At 63.9% G+C, this 23,580-nt stretch carries 27 protein-coding genes; 3 read left to right on the top strand and 24 right to left on the bottom strand.

Annotated features, from left to right (window positions below; genetic code table 11):
- Positions 1–11: 11 nt before the first annotated feature.
- A complete protein-coding gene (locus G568_RS0106470) occupies positions 12–1,058 on the bottom strand; it encodes a rod shape-determining protein (RefSeq protein WP_026757261.1) in 1,047 nt (348 codons plus the stop codon).
- A 151-nt stretch (positions 1,059–1,209) separates the two neighbouring features.
- Here G568_RS0106470 and G568_RS0106465 point away from each other — a divergent pair, with 151 nt between their 5' ends.
- Positions 1,210–1,989 carry a 23S rRNA (adenine(2030)-N(6))-methyltransferase RlmJ gene (locus G568_RS0106465; protein WP_026757260.1) on the top strand — a complete coding sequence of 260 codons (780 nt, stop codon included), beginning with the start codon at positions 1,210–1,212 and terminating at the stop codon, positions 1,987–1,989.
- Between the two features lie 341 nt (positions 1,990–2,330).
- The gene (hpaR, locus tag G568_RS18410; protein WP_084627349.1) at positions 2,331–2,834 is read left to right on the top strand and encodes a homoprotocatechuate degradation operon regulator HpaR; all 504 of its coding nucleotides are present in this window, start codon (positions 2,331–2,333) and stop codon (positions 2,832–2,834) included.
- Here the strand turns inward: hpaR and G568_RS0106455 are convergent.
- The 11 genes from G568_RS0106455 to hmgA form a co-directional block, all read right to left on the bottom strand.
- Positions 2,827–3,264, bottom strand: a complete 438-nt coding sequence (locus G568_RS0106455; protein ID WP_026757259.1) for a universal stress protein — start codon at positions 3,262–3,264, stop codon at positions 2,827–2,829. The two genes, hpaR and G568_RS0106455, sit on opposite strands and share 8 nt — an antisense overlap.
- 13 nt (positions 3,265–3,277) lie before the next feature.
- Complete coding sequence (locus G568_RS0106450) at positions 3,278–4,564, bottom strand: TRAP transporter large permease (protein ID WP_026757258.1); 1,287 nt, start codon at positions 4,562–4,564, stop codon at positions 3,278–3,280.
- A 3-nt stretch (positions 4,565–4,567) separates the two neighbouring features.
- Entirely contained in the window at positions 4,568–5,194 is a 627-nt protein-coding gene (locus tag G568_RS0106445; protein WP_084627348.1) for a TRAP transporter small permease, read from the bottom strand.
- A 74-nt stretch (positions 5,195–5,268) separates the two neighbouring features.
- A complete protein-coding gene (locus G568_RS0106440) occupies positions 5,269–6,285 on the bottom strand; it encodes a TRAP transporter substrate-binding protein (RefSeq protein ID WP_026757256.1) in 1,017 nt (338 codons plus the stop codon).
- Positions 6,286–6,596: 311 nt separating this feature from the next.
- On the bottom strand, positions 6,597–7,379 hold the full coding sequence (locus G568_RS0106435; protein ID WP_026757255.1) for an aldolase/citrate lyase family protein: 783 nt from the start codon (positions 7,377–7,379) through the stop codon (positions 6,597–6,599).
- Between the two features lies 1 nt (position 7,380).
- Entirely contained in the window at positions 7,381–8,796 is a 1,416-nt protein-coding gene (locus G568_RS0106430; protein ID WP_026757254.1) for a pyridoxal phosphate-dependent decarboxylase family protein, read from the bottom strand.
- A gap of 77 nt (positions 8,797–8,873) precedes the next feature.
- A complete protein-coding gene (locus G568_RS0106425) occupies positions 8,874–9,077 on the bottom strand; it encodes a DUF2783 domain-containing protein (protein WP_026757253.1) in 204 nt (67 codons plus the stop codon).
- A 6-nt stretch (positions 9,078–9,083) separates the two neighbouring features.
- The gene (locus tag G568_RS18405) at positions 9,084–10,697 is read right to left on the bottom strand and encodes an FAD-dependent oxidoreductase (protein WP_037373790.1); all 1,614 of its coding nucleotides are present in this window, start codon (positions 10,695–10,697) and stop codon (positions 9,084–9,086) included.
- A gap of 28 nt (positions 10,698–10,725) precedes the next feature.
- On the bottom strand, positions 10,726–11,676 hold the full coding sequence (locus G568_RS0106415; protein ID WP_026757252.1) for an MBL fold metallo-hydrolase: 951 nt from the start codon (positions 11,674–11,676) through the stop codon (positions 10,726–10,728).
- Between the two features lie 81 nt (positions 11,677–11,757).
- Positions 11,758–13,014, bottom strand: a complete 1,257-nt coding sequence (fahA, locus tag G568_RS0106410; protein WP_026757251.1) for a fumarylacetoacetase — start codon at positions 13,012–13,014, stop codon at positions 11,758–11,760.
- A 76-nt stretch (positions 13,015–13,090) separates the two neighbouring features.
- Positions 13,091–14,452: a homogentisate 1,2-dioxygenase gene (gene hmgA / locus G568_RS0106405; protein ID WP_026757250.1), complete on the bottom strand. Its 1,362-nt coding sequence runs from the start codon at positions 14,450–14,452 to the stop codon at positions 13,091–13,093.
- A 73-nt stretch (positions 14,453–14,525) separates the two neighbouring features.
- Here hmgA and G568_RS0106400 point away from each other — a divergent pair, with 73 nt between their 5' ends.
- Positions 14,526–14,960 (top strand): MarR family winged helix-turn-helix transcriptional regulator, encoded by a 435-nt coding sequence (locus G568_RS0106400; RefSeq protein ID WP_026757249.1) that lies wholly within the window; start codon positions 14,526–14,528, stop codon positions 14,958–14,960.
- A 5-nt stretch (positions 14,961–14,965) separates the two neighbouring features.
- Here the strand turns inward: G568_RS0106400 and G568_RS0106395 are convergent, their stop codons facing one another.
- From G568_RS0106395 to G568_RS0106335, 12 genes are all read right to left on the bottom strand, one after another.
- Positions 14,966–15,775, bottom strand: a complete 810-nt coding sequence (locus tag G568_RS0106395) for a division plane positioning ATPase MipZ (RefSeq protein ID WP_026757248.1) — start codon at positions 15,773–15,775, stop codon at positions 14,966–14,968.
- A gap of 382 nt (positions 15,776–16,157) precedes the next feature.
- The gene (gene rpmE, locus G568_RS0106385; RefSeq protein ID WP_026757247.1) at positions 16,158–16,379 is read right to left on the bottom strand and encodes a 50S ribosomal protein L31; all 222 of its coding nucleotides are present in this window, start codon (positions 16,377–16,379) and stop codon (positions 16,158–16,160) included.
- 11 nt (positions 16,380–16,390) lie between these two features.
- Positions 16,391–16,774, bottom strand: a complete 384-nt coding sequence (gene rplS, locus G568_RS0106380; protein ID WP_026757246.1) for a 50S ribosomal protein L19 — start codon at positions 16,772–16,774, stop codon at positions 16,391–16,393.
- 53 nt (positions 16,775–16,827) lie between these two features.
- Positions 16,828–17,670 carry a tRNA (guanosine(37)-N1)-methyltransferase TrmD gene (trmD, locus tag G568_RS0106375; protein WP_026757245.1) on the bottom strand — a complete coding sequence of 281 codons (843 nt, stop codon included), beginning with the start codon at positions 17,668–17,670 and terminating at the stop codon, positions 16,828–16,830.
- A gap of 11 nt (positions 17,671–17,681) precedes the next feature.
- Positions 17,682–18,470 (bottom strand): hypothetical protein, encoded by a 789-nt coding sequence (locus G568_RS18400; protein ID WP_037373787.1) that lies wholly within the window; start codon positions 18,468–18,470, stop codon positions 17,682–17,684.
- Between the two features lies 1 nt (position 18,471).
- Positions 18,472–18,999, bottom strand: a complete 528-nt coding sequence (rimM, locus tag G568_RS0106365) for a ribosome maturation factor RimM (RefSeq protein WP_245582892.1) — start codon at positions 18,997–18,999, stop codon at positions 18,472–18,474.
- Between the two features lie 80 nt (positions 19,000–19,079).
- Entirely contained in the window at positions 19,080–19,469 is a 390-nt protein-coding gene (gene rpsP, locus G568_RS0106360; protein WP_026757243.1) for a 30S ribosomal protein S16, read from the bottom strand.
- 52 nt (positions 19,470–19,521) lie between these two features.
- Complete coding sequence (locus G568_RS0106355; RefSeq protein ID WP_026757242.1) at positions 19,522–19,821, bottom strand: chorismate mutase; 300 nt, start codon at positions 19,819–19,821, stop codon at positions 19,522–19,524.
- The gene (locus G568_RS0106350; RefSeq protein WP_026757241.1) at positions 19,814–20,419 is read right to left on the bottom strand and encodes a GNAT family N-acetyltransferase; all 606 of its coding nucleotides are present in this window, start codon (positions 20,417–20,419) and stop codon (positions 19,814–19,816) included. Before G568_RS0106350 ends, G568_RS0106355 begins: the two co-directional genes overlap by 8 nt.
- The gene (locus tag G568_RS0106345; RefSeq protein WP_026757240.1) at positions 20,419–20,973 is read right to left on the bottom strand and encodes a GNAT family N-acetyltransferase; all 555 of its coding nucleotides are present in this window, start codon (positions 20,971–20,973) and stop codon (positions 20,419–20,421) included. Before G568_RS0106345 ends, G568_RS0106350 begins: the two co-directional genes overlap by 1 nt.
- A 139-nt stretch (positions 20,974–21,112) precedes the next feature.
- Positions 21,113–22,618 (bottom strand): signal recognition particle protein, encoded by a 1,506-nt coding sequence (gene ffh / locus G568_RS0106340; RefSeq protein WP_026757239.1) that lies wholly within the window; start codon positions 22,616–22,618, stop codon positions 21,113–21,115.
- Positions 22,619–22,974: 356 nt separating this feature from the next.
- Positions 22,975–23,565, bottom strand: coding sequence for an FMN-dependent NADH-azoreductase (locus tag G568_RS0106335; protein ID WP_026757238.1), 591 nt, complete (start codon positions 23,563–23,565; stop codon positions 22,975–22,977).
- Positions 23,566–23,580: the final 15 nt, after the last annotated feature.

Here is a 23,580-nt window from a genome sequence, read left to right as displayed (position 1 = left end):
AGGTGGGTGCCTTAGCTGTCATAGTCAATCGCGTGGCGGAGCTGCTTTTCGTACTCCAACGCCTTGCCAGTGCCAAGCGCGACGCAGTTCAGCGATTCATCGGCGATTGACACGGCCAGGCCGGTCTGTTCGCGCAGGGCCAGGTCCAGATCGCCCAGAAGGGCCCCGCCCCCTGTCAGCATCACGCCGCGATCGACGATGTCGGCGGCCAGGTCCGGCGGCGTTGCCTCAAGCGCGGTCATCACCGCCTCGCAGATCTGTTGCACCGGCTCGCTCAGGGCTTCGGCGACTTGTGCTTGGCTGATCTCGGTTTCCTTGGGCACACCGTTGAGCAGGTCGCGGCCACGGATTTGCATGCTGGCACCGCGCCCGTCGTCGGGCATGCGCGCGGTGCCGATCGAGGTCTTGATGCGTTCGGCGGTGGCTTCGCCCACCAGCAGGTTCTGCTGCCGGCGCAGGTAGTTGATGATCGCCTCGTCCATGCGGTCGCCGCCGACGCGCACCGAGCGGGCATAGACGATGTCGCCAAGCGACAGAACCGCAACCTCGGTCGTGCCGCCGCCGATGTCCACGACCATGCTGCCGGTGGGATCGGTGATCGGCATGCCCGCGCCGATGGCCGCGGCAATGGGTTCGGCGATCAGGCCGGCGCGCCGCGCCCCCGCCGACAGAACCGACTGACGGATGGCACGTTTTTCCACCGGGGTGGCGCCGTGCGGGACGCAGACGATGATCTTGGGCTTGGAGAAGGTCGAGCGTTTGTGGACCTTGCGAATGAAGTGCTTGATCATTTCCTCGGCGGTGTCGAAATCGGCGATGACACCGTCGCGCATCGGGCGGATCGCCTCGATGCTGCCGGGGGTGCGGCCCAGCATCAGCTTGGCATCCTCGCCCACTGCGAGCACCTTCTTGACGCCATCCTTGACGTGGTAGGCAACGACCGAGGGCTCCGACAGGATCACGCCGCGCCCTTTGACATAGACCAGGGTGTTGGCCGTCCCGAGGTCGATCGCCATGTCCGATGAGAACAGGCCCGGCATCTTATCGAAGATCGACATGGAGTCTCCATCCCGTGAACAAAAATATTGGGCCGCGACGGCGGGCGACGGGGCCGGGAGTCCTTATAGGGCTGACGCGCGATGAGCGAAAGGGGCGTGAAAGGCCAAATCAGCGCTATTCCGCCAAGCTGCAAGCCGTTAGAAGAACGTGATGCTGTCCTATCAACATATATATCACGCGGGCAATCCGGCAGATGTGCACAAGCACGCGCTGCTGTGCTGGATGCTGGCGTACATGACGCGCAAGGACAAGCCGCTCAGCTATCTCGAGACGCATGCGGGGCGGGGTCTTTACCATCTGGATACGCCCGAAGCCCTGCGCACCGGCGAGGCCGCGGCAGGCGTTGGCCGGATGCTGGAGGCGGGCGTGGTGGCGGATGATCACCCCTATCCCGCCGCCCTTGGGCGGGTGCGTGCGGAGCATGGCGCGCAGGTCTATGCGGGCTCGCCCATGTTGGCGGCGATGATCCTGCGCACGCAGGACCGGATGGACCTGGCCGAGTTGCACCCGCAGGAATATGAGGCGCTGCGCCTTGCGATGTCCCCGTACGGCGCTGGCGTGCACAAGCGCGACGGCTTTGACATGGCCCAGAGCCTGTGCCCGCCCACCCCGCGGCGCGGTCTGATGCTGATCGATCCCAGCTACGAGGTGAAGGCCGAGTATGGCGCCATCCCGGGCCAGATCGCCAAGCTGCACCGCAAGTGGAACGTTGGCGTCATCTGCCTGTGGTATCCGATCCTGACCAGTAACGCGCATGCCCCGATGCTGTCCGCGCTTGAGGCGCAGGGCCTGCCGGGGGCGCTACGCCACGAGGTGGGCTTTGCGCCGGTGCGAGAGGGGCATCGGATGATCGGGTCGGGCCTGTTCGTGGTGAACGCGCCCTTTGGGCTGGCCGATGCGGCGGCGCAGTTGTCGGCGCGGTGGCCTTGAGCGGCAGTTCGATATAGCGCCCTGCGCGGAATAAAGGCGCGCTTGCGCGCCGCCGCGCAGCGCCCGACCGCCCCCTCGGGCGGGCGCTTTTGCGGGCGTATCATGCTTCTGATACCGCAGAGGTATTTGGCTGTCATAAAGTGCACAACACAAGCGTCGCTGCGCCCACCCGGCGGCCGGGCACTGCGCTCCCTCAACCAGTCGCCCAATGTCCGCAACAGCCCCCTGCACTTTGCGCCTGATGCCAAACCCTAGCGCGCGGGCAACGGTCCGGGCCAATTGTCGGGCTGCGTCAAGAGTTCATATTGTCAGTTACAAAATGCGCAAGTTAAATACGGATTATGGATATCGTGAAAGCAGATGCGCCCGAAACCGACCGTTCGCTGCCCATTGCGTTGCTCCGCGCGCGCGAGCGGGTGATGGGCCCGATTCGCAACATGCTGGCCGATGTTGGCGTGACCGAGCAACAATGGCGGGTCTTGCGCGTGTTGGACGAGTGCGGCACCCTGGATCCGACGGACATCGCCGATCGGTCCTGCCTTTTGCTGCCCAGCTTGACGCGCATCATGCAGACGCTGGTGACGAAGGGGTTGATTACGCGCGCCCCGCATCCAAGCGACAGGCGCAAGCAATTGATCACCATCACCGAGGCCGGTCGCGCCCTGATCCGGGACAACCTGGAAGAAAGCCGCCGGCTCAATCGTTGGATGCGCGACAATTTCGGATCAGAGCGGCTTGATCTGCTGCTGGATCTTCTGAACGAGCTGGATCGAATGAAAAGGGGCGACGACGCCGATGGCGCCGCCGCCCCCCCGCAGGTGGCGGGTGCCGAAGCGTCTAAATAACAAGCACCGGAACCGGCGACAGGCCCGTCACCTTGTGCGATACGCTGCCCAGTAGATACCCCTCGACCGAGCCCATGCCGCGGCTGCCGATCACGATCAGATCGTTCTCGTGTTCCTTGGCAAAGCCGATGATGGTGCGCGCGGGTTGCCCCGCTTTGACGAAGGCACGGCATTTCTCCACGCCGGCGTCGCGCACCAGTTTCCTGCCCTGCTCGGCAACTTCCTTGGCGTGCTCGCGCATGATGTCGTCCATGTTGCCGGGGTCACTGGCCCGCACCATCGAGAACGACGCCTCAAGCATCGAGTGATGCCTGAAAACCGTGAGAACATTGATCTCGGCCTTGCAAAGTACCGCAAGCTCAGCCGCCTTGAGAAGCGCCTGTTCGCCGCCCACAGACCCGTCAAAGGGAACGAGTATATTCTTGAACATCGGGTGCTCCTTTCTACTTGGCAAAGGCCAGATCACGCAGGAACAAGGCGATCTGCGGGAAGAAGATCAGCGCCACCGACACCGATAGCAGGATGATGATGAACGGCGGCGTGCCGCGAATCACGTCCATGTAGGGCCGCTTGAACACCGCGATCGCGGTGAAGATGTCGCAGCCGAACGGCGGCGTCGCCGATCCGATCGCAACCTGCAACGTGATCACCGTGCCGACCAGAACCGGATCCAGACCGACCGCTTGCACCACCGGCGCAAAGATCGGCACGAGAACCAAGATCACCACGATCGGGTCAACGAACATGCACCCAATGAAAAACGCGATCGAGATCACGAACAGCACGCCGATCTGGCCCATCTGGTCGATGCCGATGCCGCCAAGGATGGCCTGCGGGATCTGGGCAAAGGAAATCACCCAGGAAAACGCCGCGCCCGCGCCCACAAGGATAAACACGACCGCCGTGATCAGCCCGGTGGATTTCGCGGTGTCGTAGACATCGCGCCAGTTCAACGTGCGGAACAGGATGGTTTCAAGGAACAGCGCATAGAGCACACAGGCGGCAGCGGCCTCGGTCGGGGAAAAGATGCCGCCATAGATACCGCCAACGATGATGACCGGGAAACCAAGCGGCCAAATTGCCTTGCGCGCCGCGGCAAAGCGCTCTGGCCAGCTGGTCTTGGGCTCGGTGGGCACGTTGTTGCGCACCGCGTAGATCCACGCGTAGATCGAGAACAAGAACAGGATCAGAAGCCCGGGCCCGACGCCGGCGATGAACAGCTCGGAAATCGAGGTATTCGAGACGACGCCGTAGATGATCATGCCGATCGACGGCGGGATCAGAAATGCGATATCCGACGAATTGACGATCAGGGCCAGAACGAAGCTATCCTTGTAGCCGGCCTTGAGCATGCGCGGGCGCAGCGGCGAGCCGATGGCGACAACGGTGGCCTGGGTCGAGCCCGAGACCGCGCCGAACATCGTGCAGGCGGCGGCGGTCGAGACCGCAAGCCCGCCCTTGAGGTGCCCGACAAAGGCCATCACCAGGTCGATCAGGCGCTCGGCGGAATGGCCGCGCGTCATGATATCGGCGGCAAAGATGAACATCGGAACCGCGATCAGCGAGGCGGGGCGTATCCCCGCCATCATCTGCTGTACCATGGTTTCCATCTGCCCCATGCCGCCAAACATCGAGTAGAACCCCACGAAGGCCCCCACGATCAGCGGGATCATCATGGGAAAGCCCAGCAGCAGCAGAACGATCATTATCGAGAAAATGGTAAGTGCCATGGCTCAGATCTCCAACTCGCTGTCGTCATAACCTTCGATCACGTTGGTCGAGAGGTAGACATCCTTTTCGATGAAGTTCTTCACAGCGGTCAGCAGGTATTGCAGCCCGGTCATGAAGAATCCGACCGGCACCCAGACGAGGATGATCCAGACCGGGATTTGCAGCGACGGCAGAACCCGCCCTCGCGACGCCTGCGTCAGAATGTACTGCGCCGAGTACCAGGCAAGGCCCAGCATGAACACGGCAGTGACCAGCGCGATCGCAATCATCAGAACCTTGCGTGTGCGAACCGGCAGCGCGTCAAAGATGGCCGACATGCGGATATGGCGACCCTGCCGCGCGGCATAGCTGATCCCGGCAAACGTGATCAGGATGATCAGGATGCGGTTAAGCTCTTCGGAGAAGAAGATCGAGCTTTGGAAAACGAAACGGCCAACGACGTTCGAGATCGTGTTCGCGGCCATCAATAGGACACCGGCGGCCAACAGGACGGATTCGATGCGGCTGATGGCCGTGTCGATGGTGCCCAGAAAGCCCGGAAGACTGGATTTATACTCTTCCAGCGGCGCGTCGTCGGTGCCCGTTGTGTCTGTTTGCGATTGTAATTGCGAGGGTTCTTTATCTGTCACCGGCCTGTCCCCGTCCTGTTCTGCATAAGAAACAACACCCCCGCCGGTACGGCGGGGGTGATTTGGCTCTGTGCTTATTCGGAGACCGCTTCGAGGTCTGCTTTCATCTGATCGAGGATCTCTTTTCCGCTTTCCCCGGTCATTTCGATGAAGCGCTCTTCAACTTGCTTGGCGGCTTCCTTGAACGGCTTGCGCTCTTCTTTGCTGAGCACCTTCACGTTCATTGACGGCTTGTCCTCCTTGATCTTCTCAAGCGAGGAATCGGTCAGGCCCTTCTGATAGTCCACGATGTGTTCAAAGGCCACGTCGGTTGCGTCCTGAATGGCCTTCTTGTCCGCATCTGAGAGACCATCATAGAAGTCCTTGTTGGCCATCACGGCAGTGGTGAAGTTGTTGTGGCCGGTAAAGGTGATGTGGTCGGTGACCTCGTACATCTTGGTGGATTCGACCCAGAACATCGGGTTTTCCTGACCCTGGATGATGTTCGTCTGCAGCCCGCCATAGGTTTCGCCCCACGGCAGCGGCGTCGGCGTTGCGCCGAAGGCCTGGTAGCTTTCGACCAGCAGCGGATTGGTCATGACGCGGAACTTGACCTCGTTGAGGTCGGCCGGCTCGGTCACCTCTTCTTTGGTGGTCATGACCACCTCGCCCTCGGGGAACATGGTCAGCAACTCCAGCCCCTGCTCGGCATAAAGCTCGGGGAACATGTCGTTGATGGCCTTGGAGGTGCGGAAGAACTCGGCCAGCTCCTTGGATTCGGACGGCAGCAGATACGGCACGAAGAACACCTGCGCTTCGGGAATCAGGGAGCCAGTGAAGCCCGGGCTCTGGTCCACGAATTGCAGGATGCCTGCCTGCGTTTGCTCCATGATGTCGGCGGATTCGCCGAGCGTGCCATAGGGGAAGAGCTGAATCGTGTGATCCGTGTTTGCTTCGACTTCTTCCTTGAACTTGGTGGCATAGACGCCTTGCACGTCGGTGATCGCCTCTTCGAAGGCATAGCGCCAAGTCTCTGCGTTGGCCGCGCCCATGCTGGCCATCAAGGCGACGCCCGCTGCGGTCCCTGTAAGAATGCGTTTCAGATTTCTCATCTTTGTCTCCCTTGCTGTAGAATTATTGTCCACGCCGGCGTCTGCGCGCCGCTTTCCGCGGTGTCGGCCGCGCGCCCCTGAGGCCCCCGACCGAGGTGATACACGGGGAATGCCCCCCGCGAATTCGGTGTGCGCAGCCGGTCGATGACGCGCAGCATTGCGCGGATTAAACCCGGCAAAAATGCCGAGTCCGCGTTGCCCTTCCACGATGCCACGGAATAAGCCCTTGTCAACGGTGTTGCCTGCAGAACGGAGGAAACTGAAAATTCTTTCAGTCAATTCAGATGATTGAGCTGAATTTTCGCGATTCCTCAGTCAATTTTTCTGCGGTCATTCCAGGCCGAGACCGTCGCGCGCGCGGTGCGCGCCAACATCAGCACATCAATCCCCACTGCGAGGAACTGTGCCCCCCAATCGCGGTACTGCCCGGCGGTGTCCGGGGCCAGCGCGAGGATGCCGGCCGCCTTGCTGCTGGCCGCGATACGTTCCAGGGCGTCCCGGATCGCATCGGCCACCGGGCGTGCGGAGCTGTCGGCGCCATAGCCCATGTCGGCGGCCAGGTCGGCAGGCCCGATAAAAACGCCATCGACGCCGTCAACCGCAAGGATGTCGTCAAGCGCCTCAAGTCCCTTGCGGCTTTCGACTTGCACCAGCAGGCACATCTGGTCGTCCGCGGTGGCAACATAGTCCTCGATGTCGGAAAAGCGCGACGCCCGGGCAAGCGCCGCGCCCGCCCCGCGAATGCCCGCCGGCGGGTAGCGCATCGCACGAACCAGGTGCCGCGCCTGTTCGGCGCTGTCCACCATCGGGATCAGCAGGGTTTGCGCGCCCGCGTCCAGCACCTGCTTGATCATCCAGTCATGCCCGATGGGCAGGCGCACCACCGCGTGCGATTGCTTGCCCTCCAGAACCTGCAGCTGCGCCATGATCGATCGCAGGTCGTTGGGGGCATGTTCCCCGTCTATGACCAGCCAATCAAACCCGGCGGTCGCGAGAACCTCGGTCGCGTACGGGTCCGCGAAGCCGGCCCAGCATCCCAGTTGCAGCTCTGCGCGTGCAAGGGCGGCTTTGAACGGGTTTATCGGTGCGGGCATATCATTGATCCTCAAGCGATTTGGCGGTTTGGATGATCGTATCAAAGGCGATATCCACGTCTTCCGCGGTGCAATCGAATTGCCCGATCTGAAAGCGGATCACGTAGTGGCCATCGACCCGTGTTTGCGTCACGTAGATATGCCCATCGTCATTGAGCCGCGTCAGAAGCGCCTGCGTCATGGCATCGGCATCCGTGCCTTTGGGCGCATAGCGGAAGGTGAACAGCGACAGGATCGGCTCGGTTACGATTTCAAAGCCCGGCGCGGTGCGCAGGCGCTCTGCCAAATCGCGGCTCCAGCCGACATGGTTTCGGATCATCTGCCGCAGACCGCTCAGGCCATGCGCCCGGATCAGGAACCACAGCTTGAGCGCGCGGAACCGGCGGCCCAGCGGGATCGACCATTCAGAATAGTTGATGACGCCATCGGCGCCGTGGGTCTTGAGGTATTCGGGCTGTATCGCGAGGGTCCGTGTCAGGTCATCGGGCGCGCGCAGGAAATGCGCCGACAGGTCAAACTGCGTGCCCAGCCATTTGTGCGGATTGAAGACGACGGAATCCGCCTCTTCGACGCCGGCCCACAGCGTGCGGAACTCGGGGCAGATCATGGCCGACCCCGCCCAGGCCGCATCGACATGGGTGAACAGATCATGACGCCGGGCCACGGCGCAGATACCGGCGACATCGTCGCAGGCGCCGGTCCCCGTGCCGCCGGTGCAGGCGATGATGCCCGCAGGTAAGCGGCCCGCGGCCTTGTCGGCGGCGATCGCGCCTTCAAGCGCGGAGATGTCCATGCCGCGCGTGGGGCCCTTGGTCGGGATGCGGACAAGGTTGGCCTGCCCGATGCCACTGATCCAGATGGCGCGGTCCACGGAGCTGTGCGTTTCGCTTGATGCATAGACACGCAGCTGCGGTTGCCCGGACAAACCCTCGGCGTTGCCGTGCCAGTTCAACGCGCGCTCGCGCATGACCAGAACGGCGGCGAGGGTGGCGGTGCTGGCGCTATCCTGAATGACGCCCTGGAACGTGCCCGGAAGGGCAACGGCCTGGCGTAGCCAGTCCATCATCCGGGTTTCCATTTCGGTTGCGGCGGGCGATGTCTGCCACAGCATGCATTGCGGGGCCATTGCGGTGATCAGGTTATCGGCCAGAACCGCCGCAGGTGCCGCGTTCGAGGGGAAATAGGCAAAGAAGCGGGGATGCTGCCAATGGGTCATCCCCGGCATTACGATGGTCTCGAAATCGGCGATGATATCGTCCATCGGTTGCGGGGTGTCTGGCGGGCTGGCGGGCAGGGCGTTCAGGATTGCACCGGGGGTGGTTCGCGCGCGCACGGGTTTGTCGCGCAGGCCCGCATGATACCGCGCGGCCCAGTTGGCCGCCCACTTGCCCCACTTCGGAAAATCCTGCCACCGCATGCGCGCACCTCCTGTCCCTTGCAATGGGTAAAGGCGGCGGCCGTCGGCGGCAAGATCGTAAAGCGCTTAGTCGTGCGCTACTGCGCGCCCGTTCCCGGGGCGCGCGCAAGCCGGAGTGCCTCGCGCAGGGTCTCGCGGTCGCCTATGTGGTTTGCCAGTATCAGGATCAGCCGCGCGTTCAGGGCATCGCTTTGTTCCTTGCTCAGCCCCTCGTGCGCGGCCAGCAGGTCGGCATAGACATCGTCGGCGTCGGGCAGGTTGGCGTTAAGGGTCAATGGCATGACGGATTACTCCAGACCAATGGCGCGGCGGATCGCGGCGCGGGTTTCGCCCTCGTCATAGCGGGGCCAACGGGCGACGACATGCTGATCGGGGCGAACCAGGTAAACGGCGGTGGACGCATCACCAAGGTATCGCTCTTGCAGGGCGCCGCTTGGGTCATCGCCGGGGTGCAGCGCAAGGCGCCGTGCGATCACGCCGGATTCGGACAACGCATCGGGCGCGTCGGTGCCAAATGTCACCAGAATGAAGCGATCTCCCAACTCATCCAGCAGGAACCCGTCGCCTACCGGCGCATCGGGGCAGGGGGCGCCGGGACGCGCGCGTGACGGCCCGCCCGGCAGAGCATCGTCGCCATTGAGGGGCGAGCCGTCATGCACGCAAGGCACCGAAAGCCGCCCCGAATTGACCAGCGGGCGGGCCAGCTCGTGATGCTCGGCCAAATCCAGAACGGCATCGCGGAAAATGCGGCTCATCTCGGATTTGGGGGTGATGAAATCGGTCGAGCGCGAGGAATTCAGGATGTTCTCATCCGCGCCCTGAACGCGTTCTGTATCGTAGCTGTCCAGCAGGGTTTCGGGGGCTGTGCCGTCGATAACCATCTTGAGTTTCCAGACCAGGTTATCGGTATCCTGCAACCCCGAGTTTGCGCCGCGTGCGCCGAAGGGGCTGACCTGATGGGCCGAATCCCCGGCAAAGAGCACGCGGCCGTGGCGGAATTTCTCCATTCGGCGGCACTGGAAAGTGTAGATGCTGACCCATTCAAGGTCGAACTCTACCTCGTCACCTAGCATCTGCTTGAGTCGGGGAATGACGTTTTCGGGCTTTTTCTCTTCTTCCTTGTCGATGTCCCAGCCCAGTTGCAGATCGATCCGCCAGACGCCATCGGGCTGCTTGTGCAGCAGGGCCGACTGGCCCCTGTTGAAGGGCGGGTCGAACCAGAACCAGCGCTCAGTCGGGAAATCGGCGTCCATCACCACGTCGGCGATCAGGAAGTTGTCCTCGAACACGCGGCCCACGAAATCCAGCCCCATCATCGCGCGGATGGGAGAGCCGGCGCCATCGCAGGCGATCAGCCAGTCCGCTTCGAGCGTGTAGGGCCCATCGGGCGTTTCGATCTCAAGGCTGACATGATCGACGTACTGCTGCACCGATGTCACCGTGTTGCCGCCGCGCAATTCGATCGGCGCGCCGTCTGCCTCAAGCTCGCGGGCGCGCTCAACGAGGTACTCTTCGAAATAATACTGCTGCAAGTTGATGAAGGCGGGGCGGCGATGCCCCTCTTCGGGCAGCAGGTTGAACTCGAACACCTTGCGCTCGTCGAAAAAGACCTTGCCGACGTTCCACTGCACACCCTTGTCGACCATCGGTCGCCCGCAGCCCAGCCGATCAAGGATCTCAAGCGGGCGCTTGGCAAAGCAGATCGCGCGCGAGCCGAAGCTGACCTTGTCGTTATCGTCCAGAACGATGGCCTCAACGCCCTGGCGCGCCAGGTCGATCGCCGCGGCCAGGCCGATTGGCCCGGCGCCAACGATCACCACCTTGCGCCGGACCGGGCGGTCGGCATCCTGATCGGGGCTGCGGGTGTAGGGGTAGAGCGGTATTTCGAAGATCTTGTTCATGTCGTTACCTTCCGCGGGCGGCCGTGGCTCAGCCCTGAAGCTGCTCCCACATTTCGATATCGCGCTCAGCCGTCCAGATGCGCGGCGTATCGAGGCCGCGCGCTTCGTCATAGGCGCGGGCGACGTTGAAGGGCAGGCAATGCTCGTAGATCGCGTAATCGGCGAACTTGGGGTCGCATTCGGCGCGGACGGCATCCCAGGCTTCCTTCAGCGAGCCGCCGCGCGCTGCCACCTTGGCGGCCGGGCGATAGGTGCTTTCCACGAAGTCGCGGGTGTTCTCAATAGCGGCATTGACCATTTCGCGCCCGACCAGCGCGTCGCCCCGGCCCGGTGCGATGGCGTCCACGTCAAACCACTTGATCGCGTCCAGCGTATCGCCCCAATCGGAAAAGTGCCCGTCCCCGCAGTAGCAGGCGCTGTGGTATTCGACGATGTCGCCGGTGAACATCACGTTGGAATCGGGCACGTGGATGACGATATCGCCCGCTGTATGCGCGCGGCCCAGGTGCATCAGGTCCACCCGCCGGTTGCCGAGATAGACGGTCATCGAATCGTTGAAGGTGGTGGTCGGCCAGGTAAGGCCGGGGATGCTTTCATGCCCCTCGAACAGGCGGGGGAAGCGTTGGAATTCGCTATCCCAGTCCTCTTGCCCGCGCTCGACCACCATGGCGCGGGCCATGTCGGACATCACGACCTGCCCCGCGTCGAAGGCGCTGGCGCCCAGAACGCGCACGGCGTGGTAGTGGGTGAGCGCGACATGGGTGATCGGCTTGTCGGTGACCGAGCGCACGCATTCAATCACCTTGTTCGCCAGGCGCGGGGTTGCCTGCGCCTCGACGATCATGACGCTGTCATCGCCGATGATAACGCCGCTGTTCGGATCGCCTTCGGCGGTGAAGGCATAAAGGCCCTCGCCCACTTCGCTGAAGGTGATTTTCTTTTCGGTCATGTCCCCTTGGGATGCGAATGCCTTGGCCATTGTGGTGTATCCTTTCGAGCGGTGCCGCCGAGGGTGATGTTGGGAGCTTCCGGCGGGAGTATTTTAAGCAAGATGAAGGCGTCAGCGGGCGTAGGGATCTTTCAGCGCCGGCGTGACCTTGCCCGCGCATGTCCCGAACCCGATGGTGTATCCCTTTCCACGGGCGGCGCCATGCAGGGTGATTGTATCGCCATCTTCGATGAAGCTGCGGGTTTGTCCGTTTTCAATCGTGATCGGCTCCTTGCCGCCCCAGCTTAGTTCCAGAAGGCTGCCGCGCTGCTGCTTTCCCGCGCCCGAGATGGTGCCCGAGCCGAGTAGATCGCCCGGGTTCATCGGGCAGCCGCTGGTGGTGTGGTGGGCCAGTTGCTGTGCCGAGGAATAGTACATCTCGCGGTAGTTGGTGCGGGCGATTTCGGTCTCTGCCCCGCCATCGGGGGCCAGCGTCACCGACAGGTCGATGTCATAGAGCATCGGGCCGGTGTCCTTGAGGTGATCGAGCAATTCAACCTCGCGCGCGGGGCAGTCCACGCGGAACGGCTCGAGCGCGGCGGCGGTGACGATCCAGGGGCTGATGCTGGTGGCGGTCGCCTTGGCCTGGAACGGGCCGAGGGGCTGGTATTCCCAGGCCTGGATATCGCGCGCCGACCAGTCATTGAGCAGCACGTAACCAAAGATCATCGCGTCGGCCTCGTCTACCGTCACCGGGCCGTCGCTGGGTTGGCCGACGATGGCGCCCATCTCCAGCTCCAGATCAAACCGGCGGCAGGGCAGGAAGGCAGGCGTGTCGTGATCGGGCGATTTGAGCTGCCCCCAGGGGCGGCGGACCTCGGTGCCCGACACCACCACCGACGAGGCGCGCCCGTTATACCCGATGGGAACATGCAGCCAGTTGGGCGGCAGCGCGTTTTCGGCGCCGCGGAACATGGTGCCCACGTTGGTGGCGTGATGGCGCCCGGCGTAGAAATCGGTGTACTCAGACACGAGGAATGGCAGGTGCATCTGCGCGTCCGCTTGCGGCACCAAAAGCGGCTCGGCCGCGGCGCGATCGGCGCTGCCTTCAACCAGAATCTCGGTCAGCCGCGCGCGCAGGGCGGCCCACAGTTCGGGGCCTTCTTCCATCACCTCGTTCCAGAAAGGAACGTCGAAAAGCGCCGCCTCGGTCAGGGTGATCAGGCCGGCCTCTTCGGCGGCGCTACAATCAAGGATCATGTCGCCGATTGCCACGCCGCAGCGCGGATCGAGCGTATCGGTCGAAAACACGCCGTAAGGCAGGTTATTGAGTGGAAACGGGTGATCCGCGGCGTTCGCCGAGGTCACCCAAGATTTCATCAGGGTCATGTTGGTGTCCTTGGTTGGAAACGGGCCTGCCCCACCCTACGGCTTGACCGCGGGGCGGGGGAAGCCCGCGACCTTTTCATTTCACGCCGGGGGTGCCGTCGAATTTCTTTTCGATGCCGTCCCAGCAATCGATATAGTCATCCTGAAGCGGTGCCTCGTTCGCGGCAAACGCGGTCAGGTGCTGCGGGAAGCGGGTTTCGAACATGAATGACATGGTGTTGTCCAGCTTCTCGGGCTTCAGGTCGGCATTGCTGGCGCCCTCGAACGCGTCGCGATCCGGGCCGTGCGGCAGCATCATGTTGTGAAGGCTCAACCCGCCGGGGACAAAGCCCTGCGGCTTGGCGTCGTACTGGCCATAGATGTTGCCCATCATCTCGGACATGATGTTCTTGTGATACCATGGGGGGCGGAAGGTGTCTTCCATCACCATCCAGCGTTCGCGGAACAACACGAAGTCGATATTGGCGGTGCCCGGCACGCCTGACGGCGCGGTCAGCACGGTGAAGATCGACGGATCGGGGTGGTCGAACAGGATCGCGCCGATGGGGCAGTAGTCCTTGAGGTCGTACTTGCAGGGCGCGTAGTTGCCGTGCCAGGCGACCACGTCGAGCGGGCTCTGCCCGATCTCGCAGCTGTGGAATTGTCCGCACCACTTTATGGTCAGCGTCGAGGGCGTCTCGCGATCCTCGAAGGCGGCGACCGGGGTCTTGAAATCGCGGCGGTTGGCCATGCAGTTGGCGCCGATCGGGCCGCGGCCAGGCAGTTCGAATTTCTGACCGTAGTTTTCGCAGACGAAGCCGCGGCAGGGGCCTTCCATCACTTCGACGCGGTAGACAAGCCCGCGGGGAATGATCGCGATTTCCTGTGGTGCCACCTCGATGATGCCCAACTCAGTAGCAAAGCGCAGCCGCCCTTCCTGTGGCACGACCAGCAGCTCGCTGTCGGCGGAGAAGAAGTATTCGTCCTGCATCGATGCGGTGACCAGGTAGATGTGGCTGGCCATGCCCACCTGCGTATTCACGTCGCCGGCGGTGGTCATGGTGTGCATGCCGGTGATCCAGTTCAGCGGCTGATCGGTGTGGGGGACCGGGTCCCAGCGGTATTGGCCGAGGCTGATCACGTCCGGGTCCACGTTGGGAGCCGAGCGCCAGTGCGGCACGTTAATCTTCTTGTAACGGCTGGAATGCTTCACGCTGGGACGGATGCGGTAGCACCACGTGCGCTCGTTCTGGTGGCTGGGGGCGGTGAAGGCGGTGCCGCTGAGTTGCTCGCCATAGAGGCCATAGTTGCACTTTTGCGGGCTGTTCATGCCTTGGGGCAGCGCGCCGGGCAGGGCCTCGGTTTCGAAATCGTTGCCAAATCCGGGCATGTAGCCGGGCGTTGTGCCCTGGGGTGTGGGGGCTTGGACGAAAGTCTCGGGGACGGTGTCGAGAGTCATGGCATTTCCTCCTTTGTTGCTTGCGTTGTTAATGGTTGATTTTGTAACTAACAAGGGTAGAAGGAGGATCAGCATGGACAAGAATGAAGCCTTCGAATTGCAGGATTTCCTGCCTTACCTGCTGAATCAGGCGGCCGAAGAGAGCAGTCTGGCCTTTCAGAAGATCTACAAGGATCGCTATGGAATGCTGCGAACCGAGTGGCGGGTTTTGTTTCACTTAGGCATTTACGGGCGGAGGACGGCCAAGGAGATCGGGCGCCGGTCGAAGATGCACAAGACCAAGATCAGCCGCGCGGTGGCGCGGCTGGAGGAGCGGCGATTCCTGACCAGGACGCGCGATGAGGACGATCGGCGGCTGGAATATCTTGACCTGACGGCCATGGGCGAGGCGGCCTATCGCGACCTGCGCAAGGTGGCGACGAGGTATGATGCGCGGCTATCGACAGATTTCAGCGATCAGGAATTATCCATCCTTCGCAATGCCTTGCGAAAACTGGCGCGGATGTAGCGCGATCAGAAATCGACCGTGACGCCGGGCAGGTTGAGGGCCTTGACCAGGTCGCGCAATTCCTGCCGTGCTGCGATGTTGGAGATGTTGAGCTGCTTCACCCCGATATCCTTGAGGTCCAGCAGGGTCAGGCCGCGGGGAAAGAGCTCTCTGAACACCACACGTTCATGAAATCCTGGAGCGGTGCGAAATCCGATGCGTTTTGCCAGCCGTTCGAGCGCGGCGCCCATTTTTTGCTTGTTAACCATCTGCTGCGCGCCAAGGCGGTTGCGCACGACCACCCAATCAATGGGTTTCAACCCGGCCTGTGCGCGTAACTGCCGGGCATTCCACACCATTTCCGAATAGACGGAGGGGCCGAGGATTTTCTGTCCGTCCGAATCAATATGCGCCAGCAAATCGAAATCGATGAAGCTATCGTTGAGCGGCGTGATCAGCGTATCGGCAAGGCTATGTGCGACCTGGCTGAGCCGGGTATGCGAGCCGGGGCAGTCTATCACTATGAAAGCACACGACGATTCCAGCGAGGCAATCGCGGCAGACAGGCGGTGATCATAGATGTTCTCGCCCGGCTTGAGGTCGGATTGTTCGGCCTCGGGGAGGTCATGATACTCGGCTGAAGGTAAGTCAACGCCTTGAGATTCAATGAAATTCTTCCGGTTCTGCGCATAGCGGGCAAAAGATTTCTGGCGCAGGTCCAGATCAAGTGCGCCGACCTTGTGGCCCATGCGGGCGAGTGCAGTGGCGACGTGCATGGATACGGTTGATTTGCCCGCGCCGCCCTTTTCGTTGCCGACCACGATGATATGCGCCATGCCTTTTCTGTCCCCCATGTCGCGCCCTATGTCGCGTTTTCTACACGATATTGTGGCCGCCCGGGGTTTGCAAAGCCCCGAGCGCGCCGTTTGGCGCATTCATTCGCAGGTGTTGCATGAATATGGAAGGGCGCAAACGCGCCTTTTCGGGGATCGTTGCACTGCCGCGCAGTGAGGTCACGAACGGCGCTTGCGCGCAAACGTACGGTTCGGGGCGTGAGCCGTGCGATTCGTACGCTGCGGATGGGACGCCTCCGGCGGGAGTATTTCGGGCAAGATGAAGCGGTGGACAGGGTGCCTTGTCCGGGCCGGTGAGGGCGAATGAGAAAACCCCGCGCCGGGCGGGGCGCGGGGTAATCCTGAAAGACGGCTGCGCGGTCGCTTAGAAGCCGAGGCCCTCGTATTTCTTCTTGAACTTGGAGACGCGGCCGCCGGCGTCCATCAGGCGCGAGGAGCCGCCCGTCCAGGCGGGGTGCGCCGTCGGGTCGATGTCGAGCGTCATGGTGTCGCCTTCGGCGCCCCAGGTCGAGCGGACCTGGAACACGGTGCCGTCGGTCATCTTGACGTCGATCATGTGGTAATCGGGGTGGATGTCTTTTTTCATCGTGCCGATCCTTATGCTTTGGCGCCCGAGAGCGGCTTGTAGTTGGTATCCTCGGCGATGCGGGCCGATTTGCCACGGCGCGAACGCAGGTAATACAGCTTGGCGCGGCGGACGCGGCCACGGCGGATGACGGTGATCGCCTCGATATTCGTCGAGTAGAGCGGGAACACACGTTCCACGCCTTCGCCGAAGGAGATCTTGCGCACGGTGAAGGTACCGGCGATGCCGCTGCCGTTCTTGCGGCTGATGCACACGCCCTCGTAGTTCTGCACACGGGTGCGGGTGCCTTCGGTCACCTTGTAGCCGACGCGGATCGTGTCGCCGGCCTTGAAATCGGGAACGTTCTTCCCGAGGGAGGCGATCTGTTCCGCCTCCAGTTCTGCGATCAGGTCCATCTGATCAACTCCTATGCTGCTTGCGGTTTGGCCCGCAAAGTTGTGGCGCGTCCTCAGAGCTCTTGGTCTTCTTCCGGGTCCCTACCGTGTTTTTCACAATAAGCCCGCCAGAGGTCAGGTCGTCTTTCCTTGGTCAGCCTTTCGGCCATGGCCCGGCGCCAGTCGGTGATCTTCGCGTGGTGGCCCGACAGAAGAACATCGGGAACCGCGCGATCCTTCCAGACGGCGGGTTTGGTATATTGCGGGTGCTCAAGCAAAAAGTCCGAAAAGGATTCCTCTTCGGTCGATGCCTGATTCCCGAGTACGCGCGGTATAAGGCGGACTGTCGCATCGATCAAGGCCTGAGCGGCGATCTCGCCGCCGGTGAGGACGAAATCGCCCAGGGACACCTCTTGCACGTCGTAGGCATCGAGAAGGCGCTGATCCACGCCCTCGAACCGGCCGCACAGGAGGGTGACGCCATCGGCCTGCGCCAGGCGGTGCGCCATCGCCTGATCGAAGGGGCGGCCGCGGGGGCTAAGGTAGATGACCGGCCAGTCGCCATGCGCCCGCTCGCCTGCGTGGTCCAGTGCGTGGCCCACCACATCGGGGCGCAGGACCATGCCGGCGCCGCCGCCCGTCGGGGTGTCATCGACGTTGCGGTGCGGGCCGACGCCGAACGGGCGCAGGTCGATCGGGTTGAGCGCCCAGAGCCCGTCGCGCAGGGCGCGCCCGGTCAGGCTTTCGCCCAGAACGCCGGGAAAGGCCTGCGGGAAGAGGGTAAGGACCTGCGCGGTCCAGACCCCGGCGCGCGCGTCGGTATCGTCCAGCAGGTCGCGCGGGGTGCGCGTGGCGGTGATGGACTTGCGCCCATAAGAGCGTGCGGGAGAGCGTGCGGGTTTGTCGGGGTTACTCATGGCTCATGTCCTTAGCCGCTTTGGCCGCGCTGCAAAAGCGCGGTTTTTGCGGCGTGCACGGTGTCCGCGTCCATGTCCGAGCGGTTGAGCCGTAGCAATTCATCGGCGACATGCGCCGGCTGTGCCGTATTGGCGGGCGGCAGCGCGGTGAGCGCGGCGCGCAGCGCGTCCGAGGGGCGCATCACGTCGAGCAGCGGATCGAGGGGGCCAAGCGGGCCGCCCGACGCATCGTCGAGCGCGGCGCTGACCACGTCATGGGGCGCGGGTACGGCGCGGGCGATGGCGGCGACATCGCCGGCAAGGTCGGCATGGGGCAGGTAGGCGGCGCGGTAGGTGGCGAAATCGTCGGTCATGCGGGTGGCGCACAGGTGTTGCCAATGGCACGAGCGCAGCCACGCCTCGGGCGCGCGGGTGGAAAAATAGAACGTGATGCGCGGCGCGGCGAGGCATTCGGCGGCGATCTCGGCAAAGCGGGCCATGATCGCGGGCGCGGCCGAGTAGTGCCGCAGCCCGTACCGCCCCGGCATGTGCCCGGCCAGGTTTTCCGAGCTGATCACCACGGGGCGCGGATCGTCTGTGCCCAGCGCGGTGAGAAACTCCGCCAGTTCCATCGCGAACAGCCCGTCATCAAGCGGATCGCGCGAGGCCGACAGGGCGCGCGCGGCACCGCAAAGGCCGGGCAGGTCGCGGTGGGTGAACACCCGGAATTCGCGGGCAAAGCGGTTGCCGTTGCGGCGCAGCATCCTTTGCACGCTGCTGGTTCCGGTCTTGTGGAACCCCGCATGCACGATCAGCCGCATGTTACAGCAGCCCCTCGGGCGGGTCGGCGACGATGCGCCCGGCGGCCAGGTCCACGGTGGGCACGGCGGCGCGGGTGAACGGCAGCAGCACGGTTTCCGAGGTGCCGGGCGGGGCGATTTCCAGAAGGTCGCCGGCGCCGTGGTTGGGCACCGATTTCACCGTGCCCAGAAGGGTGCCGCCGGTATCGCGCACCTCCAGCCCGATCAGGTCGGCGTGGTAGAACTCATCGTCGGGCAGGGCGGGCAGGCGGGTGCGGGGCACGCACAGGCGCACGCCGCGCAGCGCCTCGGCCTGTTCGCGGGTTTCGATCCCGCTCAGGCGGACGGACAGCCCGTTCTTGATCGGGCCGACGACCTGCACGTCGAAGGACATCTCGCCGTTTTCCGAGGTCAGCGGCGCATAATCCGCGATGTCGAGCGGATCGGCGGTGAAGCTTTTGAGGCGCACCTCGCCGCGCACGCCGAAGGCGCCGGCGATGGCGCCGACGCAAATCATCGTGTCGTCAGTGTCGTCGTTGGGATCGGTCATCCGCGCCCCCATGCGTGATGGCAAGGCGGGGGCGGCGCGCCGCGAATGTCGGCGGCCGCGCCCCGTGCCAGGCGGCTGGCTTATTCGCCGGCGCCTGCCTCGGCCTCGGCCTCGGCGCCCGCATCGGCGGCTTCGGCGGCCTTGGCGGCCTTCTGCTCGGCGCGTTCCTGGGCTTTCTTGCCCGGGGTGCCCTTGTTGGGGTTGCTGCGCTCTTTCTTGGCGACGACGCCGGCGGCTTCGAGCATGCGGCTGACGCGGTCGGTGGTTTGCGCGCCCTTGTCGAGCCAGTGCTGAATGCGCTCGAGGTCCATTTTCACGCGGTCTTCGCTATCCTTGGGCAGCAGCGGGTTGTAGGTGCCCAGCTTCTCGATGAAGCGGCCGTCGCGGGGCATGCGGCTGTCGGCGGCGACGATGCGGTAGAAGGGACGCTTTTTGCTACCTGCGCGGGCGAGACGGATTTTCATGGCCATTGGTGTATCTCCTTTTTGAATGGCGGTCGTTCGGGCGGGCGGTTTGCCCGTCCTATGATTGGTGCTTCTGGTGGTGCTGAATGACTTCAGCGATGATGAAGTTCAGGAACTTCTTGGCGAATTCCGGGTCCAGGTCGGCCCGTGTCGCCAGGTCTTCGAGCCGTGCGATCTGTCGCGCCTCGCGACTGGGATCGGACGGGGGAAGGTCGTGTTGCGCCTTGAGGCGGCCCACCGACTGCGTGTGCTTGAACCGCTCGGCCAGCGTGTAGACGAGGATCGCATCGAGCCTGTCGATGGACTCGCGGTGCTCGGCCAGAAGCGCGGCGGCGCGGGTGGTGTGATCGTCAGTCAATGGGCATCCCCTTGGGTTTGAACAGAGGGTCGCAGTAATTGGCGATTTCCATTTCGATCCCGTGCTCGACCTGGCTGCCATGCAGGGAGGCCGCGGCGGGGTGGCGATAGACCGCGTCGTGCCCGTCGATCGAGGGCGCGGCGGCGTCCTTGACCGCGCCGAGCCGTTCGGCCAGGCGGATACTGTCGAGGTTCTTGGGGTCGATGTAGCTGACGGCGCCGGACCAGCCGAGCGTGTCGTAGAAATAATCGCGCGCGGCGTGGGTCGCCTCGAGCGCGTAGCCGTGGCCGGCCACCTCTGGCCAGATGATCCAGGCGATTTCGGGCTCGGGCCACTTGGCGGGAAACCAGCCGCCGGCCATGCCCAGGGTCTTGTCGGTGTCCCTGTCGTGGATCATCCACATGCCGTAGCCGCGGATCTGCCAATGGCCGATCTCGGCGGCATAGAGCATCCACGCCTCGTAATCGTTGAGTGGCCCGCCCATGAACCGCGAGCGGTAGCTTGAGAAGGTCGCCTTGAAATTCGGGTAATCCTGCGGCTCGGGGCCGCGCAGGACAAGGCGCTGCGTTTCGATGACGGGGATGGATTGGCTGGGCATCAGGCGTAGGCCTCCACCGATCCATCGGAGCCAAGCGCGTCGGGGCCGGGGTGGCGGTAGAGCATGTCGCGGCCCATGGTGACGTTGGTATATTCGCGTTCGAACCATGCGCCCAGCCGTTCGGCCAGCGCCACCGAGCGGGTGTTGTCCGGCACGATGTTGGAGGTCAGCGTGGTGAAACCCAGCGTGTCATAGGCCCATTCGCGGGCGCGCGCGGCGGCCTCGAACGCGATGCCGCGCCCCTCGTAGCCGTCGAACACGACCCAGCCGAGTTCCGGCTCGGGCCAGCCATCGGGGTTCCAGATGCCGGTGATGCCGGCGGGTCGGCCGGTGGCGCGGTCCTCAATCGTGAAGTAGCCGTAGCCGTGGATGTGCCAGTGTCCGACGCTGAGCGCGACCCAGCGCCAGGCGTCGTGACGGGTGTCGTAGGCGCCAAACCCTTCCGCGCGGGTGCGGTCGGTCAGGAACGCGATCAGCGGCTCGAAATCGCGCGGCTCGGGGCCGCGCAGGATCAGGTGTTCGGTTTCCAGGGTGGGGGCGTTGGTGAGGCTCATGACGGCGCCCCCACATTGCCGCGCTGCCGCGCGTCCGATCTTGGCATGGGGCGGGCGCGACGCATCATTGCGGGCGAATGCGCGGGCGGATGGGCGGGGTGCCTCCGGCGGGAGTATTTGGGGCAAGATGAAGGCATGGTCATTTCTTCTTGCCGAAGCCCGAGAGGCCGGGGGGAAGGGCGTTGCCCGCCTTGCCGGGGCCGCCGCCCATGCCGCCGATCCCCTTGCCGCCGCCCATGGCGCGCGCGGCCTCTTCCATTGCCTTGGGGTCGTTCATGTCGGGCATGCCGCCGCCCTTGCCGAACATGCCTTTCATGGCCTGTTTGAGGGCGCCGCCTTTGCCCATCTTGCCCATCTTTTTCATCATGTCGGACATCTGCCGGTGCATTTTCAGCAGCTTGTTGAGGTCCGACACCTCGAGCCCGGCGCCGCGCGCGATGCGTTTCTTGCGGCTGGCCTGAAGGATCTGGGGGTTGGCGCGTTCGCGTTTGGTCATCGACTGGATCAGCGCGATTTGCTGGCGCAGGATGGAATCGTCGAAGCCGGCGTTCTGGACCTGTTTGGCCATTTTGCCCATGCCGGGCATCATGCCCATGATCGAGTCCATGCCGCCCATCTTGAGCATTTGTTCGAGCTGCATGCGCAGGTCGTTCATGTTGAACTGGCCCTTCTGGAAGCGCTTCATCATGCGCTCGGCCTGTTCGGCTTCGATGGTTTCCTGCGCCTTCTCGACGAGGCTGACGATATCGCCCATGCCGAGGATGCGACCGGCGATGCGCTCGGGCTCGAACGTCTCTATCGCGTCCATCTTTTCGCCGGTGCCGACGAAGCGGATCGGCTTGCCGGTGATGGCGCGCATGGAAAGGGCCGCGCCGCCGCGCCCGTCGCCATCCATACGGGTGAGCACGACGCCGGAGACGCCGATCTTGTCGTCGAATTCGGTGGCGACGTTGACGGCGTCCTGGCCGGTCAGGCCGTCGACCACCAGCAGCGTTTCGCGCGGGGTTACGGCGTCGCGCACTGCGGCGGCCTGCGCGATCAGTTCGGCGTCGATGTGCAGGCGGCCGGCGGTGTCGAGCATGTAGACGTCGTAGCCGCCTAGCGAGGCTTGGGTTTTCGCGCGCTTGGCAATGGCGACCGGGTCTTCGCCCTTGACGATGGGCAGGGTATCGACGCCGATCTGGGTGCCGAGGATCTGGAGTTGCTCCATCGCGGCGGGGCGGTTCACGTCGAGCGAGGCCATCAGCACGCGCTTGCCGTCGCGATCCTTCAGCCGCTTGGCGAGCTTGGCGGTGGTGGTGGTCTTGCCCGAGCCCTGCAGGCCGACCATCAGGATCGGGGCGGGGGGCGTGTCGATGCGCAGGGTGCCGGGATCTTCCGCGCCGCTGAGGGTTTCGACCAGCGCGTCGTGCACGATCTTGACGACCTGCTGGCCGGGGGTGACGGATTTGGTGACGGCTTGGCCGGTGGCTTGCTCCTGCACGCGGGCGACGAAATCGCGCGCGACGGGTAGCGAGACGTCGGCCTCAAGCAGCGCAACGCGCACCTCGCGCAGGGCGGTCTTGACGTCGTCCTCGGAAAGCGCGCCCTGTTTGGTCAGGCGGTCCAGGACGCCGGAAAGGCGTTCGGAGAGATTTTCAAACATGCCTTCGGCCTCCTTCGCCGGTTGCTGCCGTGTCACCCCCAACATAGGGATGACGGTTCAAACCACAATTGCCCCCACGGGCGCAACGCGCTGGTGGGGGGCGATCCCGGGCTTTGCCCATGGGACCGGAAGCGTGACGGACTTCCGGAAATTTGGCGCGGAGTAGGCCGAAAGCGCGCGTATGTCAAGCGGTGCTTGCGCGGCGCGGGAACCGGGGAAGGGGGAAAGACCGGCGGGCGGGGCGGCCGTATCGCACGTGAGGCGCGCCGGACTGAGGCTTGGGGCCGCCCGAGGAAGAGGGCGGGCGACCCCAAGCGGCGACGGGCCGTCAGGCGGCCACAAGCGGTAACAGGCCGTCAGGCGGCCCGGGCCAGCTCGGCAATCTGTGCGGTCGCCTTTTCAAGGCTTGCCTCGGCGTTCTGTGCCATTTGGTCGGCGGCGACGACAGTGACATCGGTGATGCCCATGAAGCCAAGGACATGCTTGATGTACGGCGTGGCGAAGTCGATGGCCGAGTCGGCCTCGGTCCCGCCGGAGGCGAGCGCGACGATGGCGCGTTTGCCGGTCAGAAGGCCCTCGGGGCCGTTTTCGGTGTAGCGGAAGGTGACGCCGGCGCGTCCAATCAGGTCGACCCACGCCTTGAGTGCGGCGGGAACCCCGAAGTTATAGACCGGCAGGCCGATCACCAGCGTATCCGCGGCCTGTAGCTCGGCCACGAGCGTGTCGGAAAGGGCGAGCGTGTCGTTCTGTGCCTTGGTGCGGGCGTCGGCCGGGGTGAAGTTGGCCGCGACCCAGTCCTCGGTAAGCTGGGGCAGGGGGGCCTCGGCCAGGTCGCGGGTGATGACCCGTGCGTTCGGGTGGCCGGCGACGACCTTTGCGGTCAGGTTGCGGGTGACGGAGCCCTGACGGCGGGCGGAGGCGTTGATATGCAAGATGGTGTCGGTCATGGTGTGATCTCCTGT

The organism is Sediminimonas qiaohouensis DSM 21189 (assembly GCF_000423645.1).
GTDB lineage: Bacteria > Pseudomonadota > Alphaproteobacteria > Rhodobacterales > Rhodobacteraceae > Sediminimonas > Sediminimonas qiaohouensis.
Note: the sequence above shows the minus strand (reverse complement) of the source record. Positions and strands in the feature narration are given on the sequence as shown.